At 68.0% G+C, this 17,671-nt stretch carries 9 protein-coding genes; 5 read left to right on the top strand and 4 right to left on the bottom strand.

The genetic code is table 11. From position 1 onward, the window contains the following. Window positions 1-7: 7 nt before the first annotated feature. From HW837_RS34585 to HW837_RS34575, 3 genes are read right to left on the bottom strand one after another with little or no spacing between them, the layout of a single operon-like run. A complete protein-coding gene (locus HW837_RS34585) occupies window positions 8-886 on the bottom strand; it encodes a DUF6339 family protein (protein ID WP_045560614.1) in 879 nt (292 codons plus the stop codon). Next, window positions 883-1,878: a hypothetical protein gene (locus HW837_RS34580; protein ID WP_045560615.1), complete on the bottom strand. Its 996-nt coding sequence runs from the start codon at window positions 1,876-1,878 to the stop codon at window positions 883-885. Before HW837_RS34580 ends, HW837_RS34585 begins: the two co-directional genes overlap by 4 nt. 4 nt (window positions 1,879-1,882) lie before the next feature. Further along, the gene (locus HW837_RS34575) at window positions 1,883-4,030 is read right to left on the bottom strand and encodes a helix-turn-helix domain-containing protein (RefSeq protein WP_045560616.1); all 2,148 of its coding nucleotides are present in this window, start codon (window positions 4,028-4,030) and stop codon (window positions 1,883-1,885) included. A 520-nt stretch (window positions 4,031-4,550) separates the two neighbouring features. On the opposite strand from HW837_RS34575, the gene HW837_RS34570 reads away from it, so the two are divergent. The 5 genes from HW837_RS34570 (at window position 4,551) to drmB (ending at window position 16,710) form a co-directional block, all read left to right on the top strand. Continuing rightward, window positions 4,551-4,721: a hypothetical protein gene (locus tag HW837_RS34570; protein ID WP_159040939.1), complete on the top strand. Its 171-nt coding sequence runs from the start codon at window positions 4,551-4,553 to the stop codon at window positions 4,719-4,721. Between the two features lie 211 nt (window positions 4,722-4,932). Continuing rightward, window positions 4,933-9,696, top strand: a complete 4,764-nt coding sequence (locus HW837_RS34565) for a DEAD/DEAH box helicase (protein ID WP_045560617.1) — start codon at window positions 4,933-4,935, stop codon at window positions 9,694-9,696. Beyond that, window positions 9,693-11,597: a UvrD-helicase domain-containing protein gene (locus HW837_RS34560; RefSeq protein ID WP_193381124.1), complete on the top strand. Its 1,905-nt coding sequence runs from the start codon at window positions 9,693-9,695 to the stop codon at window positions 11,595-11,597. Before HW837_RS34565 ends, HW837_RS34560 begins: the two co-directional genes overlap by 4 nt. After that, on the top strand, window positions 11,594-14,848 hold the full coding sequence (locus HW837_RS34555) for a helicase-related protein (protein WP_045560618.1): 3,255 nt from the start codon (window positions 11,594-11,596) through the stop codon (window positions 14,846-14,848). The genes HW837_RS34560 and HW837_RS34555 overlap by 4 nt, the downstream gene beginning before the upstream one ends. Beyond that, entirely contained in the window at window positions 14,845-16,710 is a 1,866-nt protein-coding gene (gene drmB / locus HW837_RS34550) for a DUF1998 domain-containing protein (protein WP_193381125.1), read from the top strand. The genes HW837_RS34555 and drmB overlap by 4 nt, the downstream gene beginning before the upstream one ends. Window positions 16,711-16,795: 85 nt before the next feature. Here the strand turns inward: drmB and HW837_RS34545 are convergent, their stop codons facing one another. After that, a complete protein-coding gene (locus HW837_RS34545) occupies window positions 16,796-17,497 on the bottom strand; it encodes an ATP-binding protein (RefSeq protein ID WP_045560620.1) in 702 nt (233 codons plus the stop codon). Window positions 17,498-17,671: the final 174 nt, after the last annotated feature.

The raw sequence follows: 17,671 nt of genomic DNA, 5'->3' as shown, positions 1-17,671 counted from the left end.
GTCGTGGTCAGCCCTGGGGCGCCCGGCCTCTGACCGGGGCCGTCTCGAAGAGATCGGCGAAGTAGCTGGTGAGCCTGGTCACGGAGCTCTCCGGGGCGGGATCCTCGTCCGGTCCTGTCGGGAGTTCGTATCGCCCGACGGGCAACGCCGATCCCGCCTCCGCGATCCACTCCCGCAGATGTGAGGGGTCTCTGGGCTCGTCCGGTGCGAGGACGTCATAGATCAGTGTCGCTCCGGCCGCGTTGATCGCGGTGCTGAGGCCGTTGATCTCCCGCCCCCCGGTGATCTGTCCGTCCTGCAGAAGTCGGACCAGGGCCTGAGCCGTGGGGCGGTGGTCGATCAGCTCCATGCGGAGAACGGTGTGGATGAGGTCCTGGTTTCCGCAGGCTGTCTCGACCGGCTCATAGTCCGGCCCGTTACGGAACAGCTCAGCGGCCCACCAGAGGCGTGAGAAACACTGACGGTCCGCGGGGCCTCGGAAACGCTCCGCGGCGATGCGCCTTTCCGGCCTGCTCGCCGTCGGCTCCGACAGGTGACGCCAGGCGACATAGTCGGGGGCGACCGCCAGGGCGAGGTGGTTCCACAGTCGCTTGTCCGCCGCCTCCCGCCGCGTCAGGCGCAGCGTGGCGTGGAGCCGTGGCGCCAGCCACGCGTCGGCTCGGGTCCGGTCGTCCCGGAACTTGAACATGGCGTCTTCCACCAGACTTTGGATCGGCTCGACCGACCACCTGGCGTCGTCCTCGGAGAGTGGCTCGACGACCTTGGCGAGATCGATGCCGCCGTGCACCTGTTCGCCCCTCAGCAGCTCCTCGGTGAGGAACGGGTCGACGGCCGAGGTGGCGAGCAGCGCCAAGCGCTCCGGAACGTAGCTCGGTGCTGTGATCACGTCTCGCTCTCCCTGTTCATCTGTTCCAGACTGCGGATGGCGTAGGCCAGCGCCTTGGAGGCATCGGCACGGCGCACCGCCGCATAGTGGATGCGCGTCTGGAGCTCCACCCAGCCCGATTCGCCGGTGCGTCGTCGATGCACCTGCCGCAGGGCCTCCTCGACGTGCACGCCGGGGATCACGTCCGGGAGCATCTCCCGCAGCACCTCGCCCTGCCAGTCGGTCGGGAACACCGGACCGCCCCCGGGCTCCACCTCCAGATCACCGATGGCGCCGTGGAACACCGCGGTCCAGACATCGGTGGCCATCTGGGCGACCAGAAGGTCACGCACCTTGCTGTCCACTCCGGAACCGTTGCTGTCCAACAGCCCCATGACTCCCTCGACGTCCGTGTTCACGAACACGGTGGGGACTCTGGTCGAGGTGTCCACTATCCAGGGAGCGTCCGCGTACGCCTGCAACCACTCCCGGGCACTCTTCTTGAACGAGGCTTTCTGGACGTCCAGTAGAAGGCCGCGGACCGGCTCGTCGGAGACTGTGTCGACGATCCAGCTCCGGTCGGTCTCCGCGATCGACCGACCGCGCACCTCGTCCACCGTCCCGACGGCGTACACGGCGAGGGAGGCCCGACCCACGTGATCGTCGCGGAAGACCTCGAGAGAGCCCGACCAGTCACGACCGTCCTCCGCGTCCTGTGTGAGAAGCACCGAGGTACGGACATTGGTCTCGCCGTCCGTCAGAACGGCAAGGACCTTCAGGTCGGACCAGGCTGCGTCCGGCGCGCTCGCCCCGGGCGGCAGCGTCGCGGAGAGGCCGATCGTGGCGCTCACCCAGTCGGTGTGGCCGGCGATGCCGAGCGCGACCGTCTGCTGCTGGGTGGAGTACGCAGTGGTCTCCAATTGGTCGCGGGTGCCGTCGGCGAGCTTGAGGGACACCGAGGTCATTCTGAGGACGACCGGCCGGTTGAGCCGCTTGTACGGGTAGATCTTCACGCGCTCATACCCCCTTACCGGCCCGGAGTTCGAGAACGAGACGCGTGAGCGCGGTCCTGACCGGGTGGCTGGTCACGTCGGTTGATCCTCGGAACTTCGCGCGACGGGTGCCGGGCGCGAAACGCAGGATGCCGTCCTCCACCTCACAGCCCTCTACGGCCTCCAGCTCGGCCCAGTCCAGTTTCGGGCGTCCGCCCGAACGCACGTCGAGTTGGGCGATCGGCGCCATCGGAACGATCTCGTCACCACGCGGGATGCTCACCTCCGCGATGATCCTCCACTCCCCGTCGTCGCCGACCGTCGCCTCGAGCCCGTCCAGAACCGGGACCACCGGCCCGGACGGTGCCTTGGCCTTGGGCTTGGGCTTCACGGTCAACGCCTTGCGCAGAGCCTCCCCGCCTTCGCGGTTGCCGCGCTTCGGCCGCGCGACGATCTCTCTCACCGCACTGTTCACCTCGGTGGTCAGCGCGGTGATCCGCCTGTAAGCGGAGGGCGACCAGCGCAGGGTCAACTCCTCGGTCTGCCCCCAACGGTCGTGCTCGGGTGGTTCCGCCGCACGCAGGAACTCCTCGGCCTCCTTCGCGAAGGGCGCCGCTTCGCCGGCGGCCTCGCCCACGAGCAGCACGGCCTGGAACAGGTTCGTGCCGAGCGGAAGATTGGGCACCCCTGCCGTCTTGACGGTCATGCGGTTACCCCGTAGCGAATGCACCTGGTTCTTCGCTCCGCCTTCGCTCTCGGCGTCGTTGACCGACTCGGTGACCAGCAGCACCGCTTGGTGTATCCCGAGAGTGCCTCTGGCGCCTCCGGACAGAGGTAGCTTCAGCGGCACGTTTCGGGCCGCCACCTGGCCGGCCTCGACGAGCCTGTCCACGGTGGTGCCCTCGTAGTGCGCGCGCAGGGCACGGGTCCGTGCGGGTTGCTCGGCGGACGGATCGACCTGCTGCTCCGGGACAATCACTTCGCCGTTGCGAAGGGCTCGGACGGAGACTTCCAGGAGGGGGAGCCGGTTCCCCCCGGCGGTCATCGCGGCCCAGAAGTCGCGGCCCAGCGCCTCGACCAGGCGGCGGTGCATCCTGCGGATGTCGCGCGTGTCCTCTGCGCTCTCCTCGTCCCCGGCCTCGTCGTCGACCCGGTTCTCCTCCAGGCTGGCCACGTCGTGCGCGCCGACGATGAGGAAGGAGGTACCGGGTTCGTCGCTCTCCCGGGCGAGATGCAGTCGCGCGACGGTCTCCTGGTCCGCCCACCAGGAGCGGGCGACCCTCGCGCCGGGAGAGTCGGGATCGGGGCGCCCGAACCAGGCGGGGCCCGCGTACGACTCACCCTCCACCTTTCGCCAGGGCAGTTCGAGACGCCCGATGACCCGTCGTTCCGTACGCCCTTCATGGGGCTCGGACAGAGTGGAGTTGATGAGTACGAGACCCAGCGCGCTCGTGGCCCACAGGGTCGCCTTGCCCAGGCCGTACGAACCACCCGCACTGTGCCCCGACTTGAGACTCTCCAGTTGCCGCCTGACCACGGCGGCGAACTTGCCGTCCTCGTAGTCGTCCCCGGTGAGCCCCGACGCGTTGTAGTCGTCGACACGCAGCAGGACCAGGCGGCCCTTCTCGTACATGTCGCGCACTCCGGCGTCCACGACCCGGCCGACCTTCTGGTTTCCCGCCCCCTCCGAGACCGCGGAGTAGTGGGGGAAGAGGTCGTTCCAGAGGATCGCCTCACGGAAGGCGTCGAGCGTCTCGCCGGTCAACTCGTGCAGGGTGTAGCGGACCCTGACAGGTCGACCGTTCTCCGTGAGACGTTCGTCGAGGCTGTTCTGACAGGTCTCCCGGGCGAGCACCTGCACGTCGGCGTCGAACGCGAAGGCCGCGGCGTTGCCCAGCTCACGGCCGCCGTCGGGGTACCCGGGACGGTGGTACCAAGTGACCGGCAGACCGGCCTGGGTGTCGGTGGTACGGGTGTGCACGGTGCCGATGTCGGTGCCGAGCGCCTTGGCGATCTCCACCATGACGGTCGGGCGGGGGGTCGACCTCCCGGTGATCCACGCGGAGATGGCGGCCCGCGTGAGCTTGAGTTCCTGGGCCAGTTCGGCCTGCGTCTTCCCCGCGAGCTTGAGCTGACGGGCCAACCAGGGCCCGAACTCTTCGCCTGTGTCCAACCGTGCCACCTGCTCTTCCCCTCGGAGCCGCCTGCGACTCGCAGGCTGACCAGGAGGCTAATTTGACACAGCGAACACTGTCAACCAAAAGTTGATCGATCGAGGACGCGAGGACCACTGAGACCTGTTGGGCCAATTGCCCGACTTTGCCCCGACTTGGCCGGATCCCCTATGCGGAACATGCAATTCCCTTACACCGATGGGCACTTGGGTTGACCCACTGGATCGACTTCCGATAATATTAGGAGCGGCGAAGCTTTCGCCTCGCTCGAAAACTCACGCAATCGGGCGGCTCTGGATACCCATGCCCAAAACCGCCATCAAGGGCAACTCGCGCAGGTGTAGACCAATTCCACACAGGAACCCCTCGCTCCGAACTAACGGCTAGTCAGACGACTGATTCACCTGCTAGGTTGATTTTCAGGCAAAACGTTTAACTGAGCTACTCAAACCCGTATTCCACGAGGGGTCAATGTGCCTTTATGCGCCCCTGCGGCCGATTGCGACAGGGGGACCTGACATGAATGCACAGGACAACTATGACCTCGATTCGGGACGCGGCATGAATTCGCTTCTTCTGGATATGTACATGGGAATCATCACGCCCAAGGAAGTAGCCTATCTTCTGAAGGGGCATCCGCGCGAGGATGAATTCTGGGCCTACTGCCCCCAGCTGAGGTTCGACATCTGACCCCCTCTCACACCACACATCCGGTGGGACCATGGCCCCGCCCACAGGAGAGTCCTCACACTACCGCCTTCACCAGCCCAAACATGCTGCGGAGATGGCGATCGCACACCCGATGAGACCTCTCACCCGTGCATGGGCCGGCTTCGACTCGCGCAGTCGGCCCCTCACGCACACTCTCACTCGAATCCTTGACCTCAGGAGTGCAGGACCAGTGTCGCCTTCGTCCTCTCCGGTAATCGACACCGTTATCGAGCAATCTTCCCGTGTCCTCAAGACGTATGCCGTCGACCCCGGTCTCGTAGCCGAGCACGCCAACGGAGAGCGTCGAATCACTCAGGGCGGATACGGCGATCGCCAGCTTTTCGAACTCGTCCAGAACGCGGCCGACGAAATCGCCGACGAGCCCGGCGGAAGGGTTCACGTCGTGCTCACCGGTACCCACTTGTACTGCGCGAACGAAGGAAATCCGGTCACGCCCGAGGGCGCTGAGACAATTCTTCGAATGAGCATGTCGAAGAAGCGCGGCGGACAGATCGGAAGGTTCGGCGTGGGCGTGAAATCCGTCCTCGTCGTGACCGACACACCTGAATTCTTCAGCACCACCGGGAGTTTCGGGTTCGACCGCGCCTGGTCGTACGAACAGATCAGGGCCGTGCCCGGCGTGATCGCTCGATACGGTGCGGAATTCGACGCCCCCGTACTGCGGATGGCTCGCCCTCTCGACGTGCGGGCCGAGCGCGCCGCCGACCCCGTCCTGCACGAGCTGCTGACCTGGGCGACCACCGTCGTACGCCTGCCCCTGCTGCCGAAGGCGGACCGCCGGCTGGGGCTGGACATGCACGGTGGGAGTGGCAAGGAGCACGGCGAGCCCCGCGACGAGTTCCCGGTGGGCTTCCAGCTCTTCTCACCGCACGTCGCGAAGGTCGTTCTCGAGGACCGCCGTCACGTTCCTGCGGCCCGCCGGGTCCTGACCACGCGGCAGACCGGTGATCTGCACACCGTGACCGAGGAGAGGACAGGCAAGGCCGCCAGCATCCACTGGCGGGTGTTCACCACCACCCACACGCCCGGCCGAGCGGCCCAGGCGGACGCCGGTGAACTCCACGACCGGGTCTCGCTCGACCTCTCCTGGGGCGTCCCCGCCCTGCGGAAGAACCCGGAGACCGGCCTGTACGTCAACTCGCAGACACGTGGTCGCGGCAGGTTCTGGTCCTTCTTCCCGACCAAGTACGAGATGTCGTTGAGCGGCATCCTCAACGGCGCGTGGAAGACCAACGAGGACCGGCAGAACCTGCTCGACTCCTCGCCCTTCAACCAGGAGATGATCAGGGTGTCGGCGGCATTGGTCGTCGACTCGCTCCCCGCTCTGTCGCCCGCTGAGGACCCGGCCGCCTACCTCCCCTTGCTTCCGGGGCGAGTCAAGGAGGCGATCAGCTGGGCCGACGAGTTCCTGACCCGGGAGATCTGGGCCCGTGCCGCCACCCGTCCGTCGCTGCCCGACCAGGACGGTGTGCTGCGCACCCCCGCCGAGCTGCGCGTCCACCCCCGGTTCGACAAGAAGGACCTGAAGAGGTTGGCCGGGTGGCTGCGGATGTGGCACGAGTGCCCCGGTCGCCCCTCGAACTGGCTGCACCCGAGCGTCGAGGCCGACTCCACGCGTTCCGGAAAGGTCGAGCACATCCTCGACGCGGCCAGGCACGAGCGGGCGGATGTCCGCACATGGCTGGAAGCCCTGGTCGGGAGCGGTACCGCCGAGGCCTCGGCAGTGGCGATCCGGATCCTCGCGAACATGATCGAGGTCGGCTCGCCGTACGCGGAGGAGGCCCGCAAGGCGCACATCGTGCTCACCGAGGAGCACGGACTCGTCGCGCCCGTGCGCGGTCGGGTGTTCCGCCGTGCGGACCAGGGTGGGCTGCGTGAGTCCCTCGTGTACGTGGACGGCGCACTGGCCCAGGACCCGTCGCTGGCCCACGCACTCAACGTTCTCGGCATCCGCGAGGCGGACCTCGAAGGGCGCTTCGTCAGCGTCCTCGACCAGGGTTTCGACGGCTATCGGGACGCCGAATGGCTGCGGTTCTGGGAGCTGTTCCGCAAGGCCGGAATCCGACACCTGGCACACAGGGTGCTGGAGCGGGTGGCCGCGCCGGGCTCCACGCTCCGCGTGCGTACCGCCGACGGCAAGTTCCGGCCCATCGAGGACTGCATGCTTCCGGGAAAGGTGGTCGACGCGCGGCGGGACCCCACCGTGGCCGTCGACATGACGTTCCACTCCGACGATGTCGCCTTCTTCGCGCAGGTCGGCCTGCGGGAGCGGCCCAGCACGGGAGTGCGGCCGACAGGTGACGAAGCCTGGTTCGAGGAGTACCGACAGGCGGTCCACGCGGCCTATCTGCGTAAGCTGGACAGCCAGGCGCAGCGTCCCGCCTTGAGCCGGATGAAGCTCGAAGGAGCCGCCATCGGGGGCCCGCTCCATCTGTTCCGCGCGCTCTCCGACGAGTCCCGTGCCGCCTTCCTCAAGGCACTTCCCGACGATGCCGTCGTCGACAACTGGACGCTCCAGATCGGTGCACAGAGCAGCACCCGGCAGGCCGCAATCTCACCGATCCGCTGGATGTTGCGTAAGTACGGCACGGTCCACACCTCCCAGGGCATCAAGCCGCTGATCGAAGCGGTCGGTCCGCAGCTCGCCGCCTATCGCGACGTACTCCCGGTCGCCGACCTGTCTCCCGAGAAGGCCCGCAAACTGCGGCTTCCGGCGACTGTCGACGAGGTTCCGGCAGACCGCTGGAGCGCGCTCCTCGACGAGGTGTCCCGGAGCGAGGACGACGCCTTCGTGGGCGCCACCTACGTGATGCTGACCCGGTTCGGCGCGGACTTCCCCGAGGACGCCCTCACCCGCTGCCGGATCGGGGACGCCTGGGGAACCCGTCCCGACGACGAGATCACGCTCGCGGTCGGGCACACCGAGTACGGCGTGCTACGCGCCGAGCAGGTGCCCGCGTTGCTCGTGCCGACGGTCGAGGACGCAGAGCTGATGGTCGAGAAGTGGGGCATGAACCGCTACTCCGACATGATCAGCCGCGAGACCCGTGAAGTGGTGGAGGGCGACCCGGTGCCACTGGTCGAGCTGTACCCCGGCCTGCGTCGGCACCTCAACAGCTCCAACCGAAACAACCTGGTGCAGCGGTGCACCGAGCTGGAGGAGGTCACCCGCACCCCCAACGGTGCTCAGGCCGCTCCCCTGGACGCCGTCCGTCAGGACAGCACCGTCAAGGTACGCGTCCCGCTGGATCCCGAACCGATGCTCCGCCTGATCGATCGCGAACTCGGGCTGGGTCTGGGAGTGTCCGGCTGCCGGGCCGTGCTCGAACACCAGGACCGGATGGCTCGGGACAGCGCGATGCAGGCGGCCCGGAAGGCCGTGCGCGAAACCGAGGACGTGGTCACCAAGATCGAGCTCCTGATCGGGGCGGAAGCGCTCCGGATCGGGCTCCCCGAGGGGTTGATGGAGGCGGAGCTGCAGGCGACCGATGGCGTACAGCCCTCGGGGCGGCGGATCGCGCAGATGGCTTTCAACGCGCACGGCGACGGTGTCCTCCATCAGCACGCCCGCGACATCCAGGCACGGTTCCCCGACGCTCCCGTCGCGTACACCGGCTCCTCGTCCGCCGTCTCCTTCGTTTCGGACCTGCAGCTTCCTGGGTCCTTCGCGGGCTCTCGCACCCCGTCCCGACCGGCGTTCGAGATCATCGAAGGCCCTCGGGACTTCCCGAGTCTCCACGCGTACCAGGAGGATCTGGTTCGCAACATCACCACCATGCTCGACCGCCTCGCTCCTCAGCGCGGGATGCTGTCGCTGCCGACCGGCGCGGGCAAGACTCGGGTCACCGCCGAGGCCGTAATCCGCTGGGTCAAGCGCGTCGGCGACCTGAGCGGACCACTGCTGTGGATCGCGCAGAGCGACGAACTGTGCGAACAGGCCGTGCAGAGCTGGAAGTTCGTCTGGAGCAAGGTCGGTGCGGAGCGTCCGCTCACCATCAGCCGGCTCTGGGGCAGCAACGAGGTCGGGAACGTCGTCGATCACCCCCACCTGGTGGTCGCCATCGACGCCAAGCTGGAGCGCTGCTTGGGCACCGAACCGTACACATGGCTGCGTCAGGCCTCACTGGTGATCGTGGACGAGGCCCACACCGCCGTCTCCCCTCGGTACACCGCACTCCTGAGGCAGTTGGGGCTCACACAGTACGAGACCGCTCGGCACCTGCTCGGTCTGACGGCCACGCCCTTCCGCAACACCAACGAGGAGGAGACTCGCCGTCTGGTCGGGCGCTTCGGAAACCGTCGGCTCGACGAGGGTGTCTTCCCGTCCGGTGATCCGTACCGAGACCTCCAGGAGTGGGGGATGCTCGCGCAGGTGGAACACCACACCTTGGAAGGCGGCCGGATCGAACTGACCCGTGATGAGAAGGCTCAGGCCGAACGGATGGCAGTGCTGTCCCGTGCCGCCGAGCAGCGGCTCGCCGACGACCACGCGCGCAGCAGGCGCATCGTCGACTCAGTGGCCGATGTCGCCGACGACGGGCCGACGCTGCTCTTCGCCACCTCCGTCGACCATGCCAAGTACTTGTCGGCCATGCTCAACGACCGGGGCATCCGGTCCGCAGCCGTGGACGCGACAACAAGCGACCAGGACCGTCGCACACGCGTCGAGCAGTTCCGCGAGGGACGCATCCGGGTGCTCACCAACTACGGCGTGCTCGCCCAGGGATTCGACGCCCCGGCCACCCGTACCGTGGTGGTGGCCCGCCCCGTCTACAGCACCAACGTCTACCAGCAGATGATCGGTCGCGGCCTGCGTGGTCCGCTCAACGGCGGTAAGCCCACTTGTCGGATCCTCAACGTCAGCGACAACATCGCGAACTTCGACACCCGACTCGCCTTCACCCAGTTCGAGCACCTCTGGAGCAGAAAGTGATCGACGCCTACCTCGACAGCCCACCGCTCACCGACGAGCAGCGGGCCGTGGTCGAGCAGCCCTGGGACGCGCGTGTTCTGGTCACCGCGGGAGCGGGGGCGGGAAAGACACACACCTTGGTGCGCCGGCTCGACGCGCTGTGCGGTCACGAGGACCCCGACGAGGCGTTGGAGGCCGCCGAGATCCTGGTGCTCACCTTCTCCCGAGCCGCTGCCCGCGAGCTGCGAGCACGCATCGTCCGGCACGGGGAGCGGGCCCACAGGGTACGGGCCCAGACCTTCGACGCCTGGGCGTACGGGCTGCTCCTCCAGTCGCAGCCGGACGGCGAGTGGGGTGCGCTCGGCTTCGACGAGCGGATCGACGCGGCGACCCGCGCGATCGAGGACGGTGTGCTGGAGTCCGGCGATTCCGTCCCGCCCTCCCATGTCGTGATCGACGAGGTGCAGGACCTGGTGGGCCGCCGCCGAGAGCTGGTGGAGACGCTGCTCGACCGGTACCAGGACAGCTGCGGCTTCACCGTCGTCGGAGACGCCGCCCAGTCCGTCTACGGCTTCCAGATCGAGGACCCGGTCGAACGCGCGGACGAGACCGGGCGCTTCTTCGACTGGCTGCGCGGCTCCTACCTCGACGAACTCGTGGAACTACACCTCACCCGGAACTTCCGTGCCGTCACCCCCGAGGCACGGGTGGCGTTGCCGCAGGGACCCCGACTCCAACAGGTCACCACAGCGGACGAGGCAGCCACGCTCTACGAGGAACTCCGCGAGTTGCTTCTGGATCCGACGAACGACATGGGCGATCTAACCGATCCGTTCACCCTGGAGGGGCTGCGGACCTTTCCCGACACCTGTGCGATCCTCACCCGCGACAACCGAGAGGCCCTGGTGGTCTCCCGCCTGCTCCACGAGCACGGCGTCGAGCACATGCTGCGGCGCCCCCTGGAGGAGAGGCCGGTGCCGTACTGGGTCGCCGAGCTGTTGCGCCGCACCGAGGCGACCGGCCTCACCGAGGACCGGTTCCGCTCGCTGCTCGCTGAGATCCCCCTGCCGTACGAACCGAACGTGGCCGGCCTGTGGACCGTGCTGCGGCGGGTCGCGCGCTCTGCCGGGCGGGGTGTGCTCGATCTGGAGCGGCTGCGCCGCTCGGTCGCCGACGGCAGGTTCCCCGACGAGGCAGCCGACCCGGAGACCGCGCGCGTCGTCGTCTCCACCGTACACAGGGCCAAGGGACTCGAGTTCGACCGGGTGATCGTCCTGACCCCACCCACCGTCGGCGAGCTGCGCAAGCAGTACAAGGACGACTTGGATCTCCCGGCCGAGGCCCGAGCCCTGTACGTGGCCATGACTCGTGCCCGTGTGGATCTGTACCACGCGCAGTCCCCCGAGCTGCCGATCCTCAAGCGGGCGGGCGGGCGGAAGAACGGTCGCCGCTACGTCGGCGGATGGCGGCCGTACGAGAGATACGGCCTCGTGGTCGAGGCGGGGGACATCTGCCGGGACGTCCCACCCGGCCACGACTCCGACGCCGTGGCCACCCAGGCGTACCTCTTGAAGCGGGTCGCCCCCGGGCATGACGTGGTGCTGCGCAAGCGTCACGATCTGCCGATGGGTGACCACCAGAGCCCGCCGTACGCTCTGGTGCACGAGGGCAAGGAGATCGGTGAGGCGTCGGAGCGGTTCCGGGAGGACCTGTTCCAGGTGCAGAAGGTGAACAGGACGTGGGACCCCTGGTGGCCCGACGAGATCCACGGCGTCCGGGTCGACATCCTGGAGACGGTGACCGGCAGCGCCGCCGCCGGCGCGAACGCGGGTCTCGGTGACCGAGGGACGTGGATCGCCCCCCGAATCACCGGCATCGGGAGGTACCGACGGGCTGACGAGAACGAGGAGCAGCGCGCATGACGCAGGTGGCAGGCCGGCACTCCGAGCACTACCGGGTCCGGGACGAGGAATTGGTGAGGGGGCTCCGCCGCGAGCTGCTCGGGCCGGACACGGACGCCGCCCCGGAGGACCGGGACGAGGTCCTCGCCGAGGACGCGCCGATCGATCGCTACCTGACCGGCGTGCTCTACCCACGATCTGCCGATGCCACAGCGGAGCAGCGGATCCGTGAGGACGAGGCCGAGCACGACGGTCTGGACATCGCACCTCTGCGCACGCGTGACGACATCGAGGAGTCCGGTACCGCGCAGGAGGTGGGCGCGGCGAGCTCCCGCCGCCCCTCGTCGATGGGGCTGACCTTCGCGATCGACCCAGCCATAAGCGACTCGATCGTGGTCTCGGCGCGGGCAGCCGTCTACGAGCCCACCGACCCGCAGGGCAATCGGATCGCGGCCCGGCGTGCCGAGGCCCGCACCACGTCCGATCAACGGGAGCGGTGGCGACGCAGGCCGCTGGCACTTCCGGACACCCAGATCGACGTGACCACACCCGCCCCCGACAAGACGTTCGAGCTCGGTGAGGGGGCACGGCTGCGCGTCAACGTCCGGCGTCCCCACCCGACCACGGGCACGGTCACGATCACCGTCACGCTCGTCAATACGCACCAGGTCGGAGAACGTGAACTTCAGGACGCGTTCTCCCTGTTCCAGTGCGGTCTCACCGTCCGCTCCGTGGACGGCTCTACCGCGTTCGTCGAGCGCCCCGCGCCGACCTTCGCCCATGACGCGGAGGTCGCCACCAGCAGGCTGCTGCACCGCCACGCCCCGACCTTCGCCGTCGGCCACGGCTGTGCCGCCGAGTGGGACTGGACCCCGCCGCCGATCGGCATGACCGACACCCGCAGGGCCGCCGTCGCCGAGGTGCGGAGCGAGTTCGTTCCCGCCGTGGAGGTCCTGCTCACCGACTCCAATCCGGAGATCGACAGTTCGGCACTGTCCATGCTGGGGCTGGCGGAGAAGTCCGACAGCGAGGTGCTGACCGCTCTGGACGATCTCGCCGCGGGATACCGGCAATGGATCGACCGCAAGGCGGCGGAAGCGGAGGCCCTGGCCGGCGAACCCCACGAGCAGCCCGCTTTGGACCAGGTGGAGGCCTGTCGTGAGGCACTCGATCGGATCCGCGAGGGCATCGAGCTGCTGCGGACCGAGCCCGACCTGATGCGGGCGTTCCGGCTCGCCAATCACGCCATGGCCGACCAGCGCGCCCGCAGCGCGTGGGTGAAGAGCGGCCGCGCCGGAACCCTCGACCCGGCCGCCGGTAGGTGGCGCCCCTTCCAGATCGCGTTCGTCCTGCTCTGCCTGGCCGGCATCGACGACCCGGACCACCGCGACCGCGAGGTCTCCGATCTGCTGTGGTTCCCCACCGGTGGTGGCAAGACGGAGGCCTACCTCGGACTCATCGCCGTCACGTCGTTCCTGCGTCGTATCCGTAAGGGCACCGACGGCGGTGGTGTCACCGTTCTCATGCGTTACACGTTGCGGCTGCTCACCCTCCAGCAGTTCGAGCGCGCGTCGATCCTGCTCTGTGCCATGGAGAACATTCGGCGGCGCACGCCCGAGCTGGGACACGAGGAGTTCTCCATCGGCATGTGGGTGGGACGCTCGGCCACCCCCAACACACTGTCCGTGGCCGGGCAGAAGCTGGACGAGCTGCGTAGGAGCCTCGACAAGCGTCTGGCCACCGAGAATCCTGTCCAACTGCACGCCTGCCCCTGGTGCGGGACCCGTCTCGACGCCCGGAACTACGAGGTCGACGAGGACGCCCAGCGGATGCATGTCCGCTGTCCCGGCAGGGACTGTGAGTTCGCCGACGGCCTGCCCGTCCACCTGATCGACGAAGCGGTGTACGACGCGCGACCGACACTCGTGATCGCCACCGTCGACAAGTTCGCGTCGATGCCGTGGCGTCCGGCGACCTCGGCACTCTTCAACCTCGACGACCCGGATGACGGCACTCCACCCCCGGAGCTGATCATTCAGGACGAACTACACCTGATCTCCGGCCCGTTGGGCACCCTGACCGGCCTCTACGAGACTGCCGTGGACGCGCTCGCGAAACGACCCAAGGTGATCGCCTCCACGGCGACCATCCGTCGTGCCGCAGAGCAGAGCCGCCACCTCTTCGCACGCGGCGTCCGGCAGTTCCCGCCCGCCGGCCTGGACGCCCGCGACTCGTGGTTCGCCGTGGAGACCCCGCGCGAGGAGAAGGCGAGCAGACGCTACGTCGGCCTGCTCGCACCCGGCACGAGTCAGTCCACGCTCCTGATCCGCACGTACGCCACCCTGCTGCACCGGGCCAACCAGGCGAAGACCGAGGACGAGGTGCGCGACGCGTACTGGAGCCTCGTCGGCTATTTCAACAGCCTCCGGCTGCTCTCCGCAGCCGAACTCCAGGTCCACGACGACGTGGTGGCCTATCTGGAACTGCTCGCCGGACGCGAGGGGGTGGCGATCCGCTCGATCGCCAACTACTCGGAGCTGACCAGCCGTGTCGACGCCAGCGAGATCCCCACGCGTCTGAAAGGGATCGAGAAGAGGTTCCCCGACGACGACGCGGTGGACGTCCTCCTGGCCACCAACATGATCGCGGTGGGGGTCGACGTAGATCGTCTCGGTCTCATGGCCGTGATGGGCCAGCCGCAGACGACCGCCGAGTACATCCAGGCGACGAGCCGTGTCGGCCGCGCGCACCCCGGTCTGGTCGCGGTCATGCTCAACTCGACCCGGTCCCGTGACCGCTCCCACTACGAGAGTTTCCAGTACTTCCACTCGGCTCTCTACCGTGAGGTCGAATCCACCTCCGTGACACCGTTCTCCGCGCGCGCACGCGATCGGGGCCTGCACGCGGTGATCGTCGCTCTGGCGCGCATTCTGATTCCGGCCGCGCGCCCCAACGAAGGCGCAGGCAAGGTCGAGGCCTACGAGGACGTTCTCCGAGGTCGCATCAGGACGGTGCTCCTGGAGCGTGTGCAGGCGGTCTCGCCGGAGGAGGTCGAGGTCACGGCCCATGCCTTCGACGAGTTCGTGGACTGGTGGTGCGAGGAGGCCGACATCGACGGCGGCCTGCTCTTCGAACCCCGCAGAGGCAGTCGCGCACCCTCGCTTCTGAAGGCGTACGACGACGAGTCCGAGAACGCAGAGGCGTGGGCCACGCTGTGGAGCCTGCGCGACGTGGACGCCGAGTCCGCCCTGTTCATGGAGGGAAGCCGATGACCCCGCCCCCCGCCCGCCGTCGCCGGACCGGCGAGAAGGCCAGCATGCCCGCCCACAACCTCCCGCGACGCGGTACGGTTCGCCGCGCCCAGGCGATCACCACATATGGCATCGGTTCGCTCGTCGCCGTCGACGCCGAGTCCTTCGTCGTGTCCGGCTTGGACGACGCCGACCGGAGCTGGAGCCCCGACGAGTCCCCGCGGATCTACGAACGGCGCCTGGCGCGCCTGCTCGACGTCGACTACTTCCGGCTGCCACCCGCGTCCGACGACAGCAGCAAGGCCGGCCTCAGGGTCCGCCGCTTCCCCTTGATGCATTCGTGCCCCGAGTGCAACGACCTCCAGCGACACCGCGACTTCAACCCGCCGGCTGGTCGAAGCATCTGCGGCACCTGCGAGGTCGACCTCGTCCCCTCCCGTTTCGTCGTCGCGTGCGAGGCCGGGCACCTCGGCGAGTTCCCGTACTGGCAGTGGGTGCACCGCTCCGCGGACCGGGGTGCCTCGACGACCGGGCAGTGCGGGGGGAAGCTCAAGCTGCGTACGTCAGGGCGCACGTCCTCGCTTCGTTCGATCCTCGTCTCCTGCACCTGCGGAAGGGCTCCCGAGGTCTCCATGGAGGGTTCCTTCCGCAGAAACGCCCTCAAGGACCTGGGTCTCAAGTGCTTGGGCCCTCGCCCGTGGCTCGGAACATCCGTGGCCGCCCAGGAGTGCGGGCTCCCTCTGCGCACGCTCCAGCGCGGCTCCTCGGCAGTGTGGCAGCCGGTGTTGAAGTCGGCGCTCTCCATTCCGCCATGGAGCGACGGTCGAGCGGATCCGCTGGCGGAGCACTGGGACGCGCTCCGGCAGTACGACAAGCGCGAGCACGTCGAGATCTATCTCAAGGGCGTCTTCAAGGGCGAGTGCCCCGTACCGTTGGACGAGGTGATGGACCTGCTCGACGCCGAACGCGAGGAGGACTCCGACGGCAGGACGGGTCCCACCTTCGACCACCGCTACCGAGCCCTGCGCAACAAGGAGTACGAACGCCTCCGCTCGGGCAACGACGAGGGTCCGCACTCTCACGAGGAACAATTCGTCTGCGAGGCCCCGTCGGGGGACCGGACCGTGCTCGGCCCGCTCGGTGTCACCGGCCCGATGCTGGTCAAGAGACTCCGCGAGGTGCGTGCCCTCAGGGCGTTCACTCGGCTCGCCGACCCCGACTCCACGACGGAGTCGAAGGAGATGCCGCTCTCCGACTCCCCCATGCGCTGGCTGCCCGCCATGGAGGTGCGCGGTGAGGGGGTCTTCCTCCGCCTGGACGAGGAACGGCTTGGCTCGTGGGAGAAGGCCACGGCGGTGGCCGCACGGATCGAGCGGATGCGCACCGCTCACCAGCGAGTGCTGGAGCAGCGTGCCGGAGACCCCAGCCTCGTCGTTCCCTCACCTGCCACCCCTCGCATGGTGCTGCTGCACACGCTGGCCCACGTCCTCATCAACGAGTGGAGCTTGGACGCGGGCTATCCGGCCGCCTCCCTGCGCGAGCGCCTGTACGCCGCCGACGACATGGCGGGAGTGCTCGTCTACACCGCGACGAGCGACTCGGCGGGCAGTCTCGGCGGGCTCGTCGCCCAAGGCGAGCCGGAGCGTCTCGACCGGGCGATCCGATCGGCCGTCCACCGCGCCGCGTGGTGCTCCTCCGACCCTCTGTGTGTCGAATCCGAAGCATCGGGCACAGGCGGCACGAACCTCGCCGCGTGCCACGCCTGCGTCATGCTCCCCGAGACGAGTTGCGAACAGAACAACATCCTGCTCGACCGAGCGCTGCTCGTCGGAACGCCGGAGGACCCGCGCCTGGGCTTCTTCGCGGACCTGTTGAGTCAGTGAACGCCAGAGTTGTGCAGGTAGACCGACAAAAGGAGAAGGGCTGAGCCTTCCGCCGGGCCCCTGCACGACACTCCGCGTCCGCCCGTCAACTCCGCCTCTTCGCCGGGCGGCTCCCTGCTGGGCACCGGGGCTTCTCAGTTGCTCGGATCTGCGACTCGAATCTGATCTGCGCGTGGTCCAGAACCTGGTCCGGGTCTTTGCCATGTGCCCGGAGCCAGTGCAGGAAGTCGGTGATCACACCGATCACCGACTCTTCGGCCATGGCCACGCTCAGCCTGGTGTCGACGGTCGCAGCGGGTGGCGACGTGGTCGTGGCGTACGCGTCGAGCAGCGTCTCGGCTCTCGACACACCGGGGCCGTCGAAGTCATCGATCGGTGGCACGGGCCTCGTTTCCAACTCACACCAGGTGACCTTCCGGCCGTCGTGGAGCTGAACACCCCAACGGTCGGCGACGGCATCGACGAGGGCCATGCCACGTCCACGCTCCGCATCGGCTTCCGCGGCCATGAGTGTGGGCAGGGCCCGGGTGTCAGGATCATGCACCTCGATGCGCAGGTGCGTGCCGCTCATCGAGACCGCGAGGGTGCCCGGGGTGCCGGGACCGACGTGCGTGATGACGTTCGACACGAGTTCGCTGAGACAGAGTTGGGCCTCGTCGACGACCTCTCGCAGACCCCAGAGTCCCAGATGCAGGCGCAGTAGGCGCCTCAAGGCGGCGACCTCCTCGGGGTCGGCCGTGAAGGTCAGGTCCCACGGTTGCCGAGACACACACGGTTTCTGGATCACTCGGACCTCTTTCGTCGCATGCCGACTCCACCCCGACCGCACACGCTTGACGGAGTGTCACGTTCACTCACAGCGAGTAGCGCACGCAGCAAGAATGCAGTCACCCCATCCCTTGATGCAATGTGCACGGCGGGATTCCCACTTCCGAGTGATTGGCAGGCGGCACCCTTGGCG

Origin of the sequence: Streptomyces caniscabiei (assembly GCF_014930365.1) — a bacterium.
Taxonomy (GTDB): Bacteria; Actinomycetota; Actinomycetes; order Streptomycetales; family Streptomycetaceae; genus Streptomyces; species Streptomyces caniscabiei.
The sequence above is the reverse complement of the archived record's forward strand: the minus strand, read 5'-3'. Positions and strand labels throughout refer to the sequence as shown.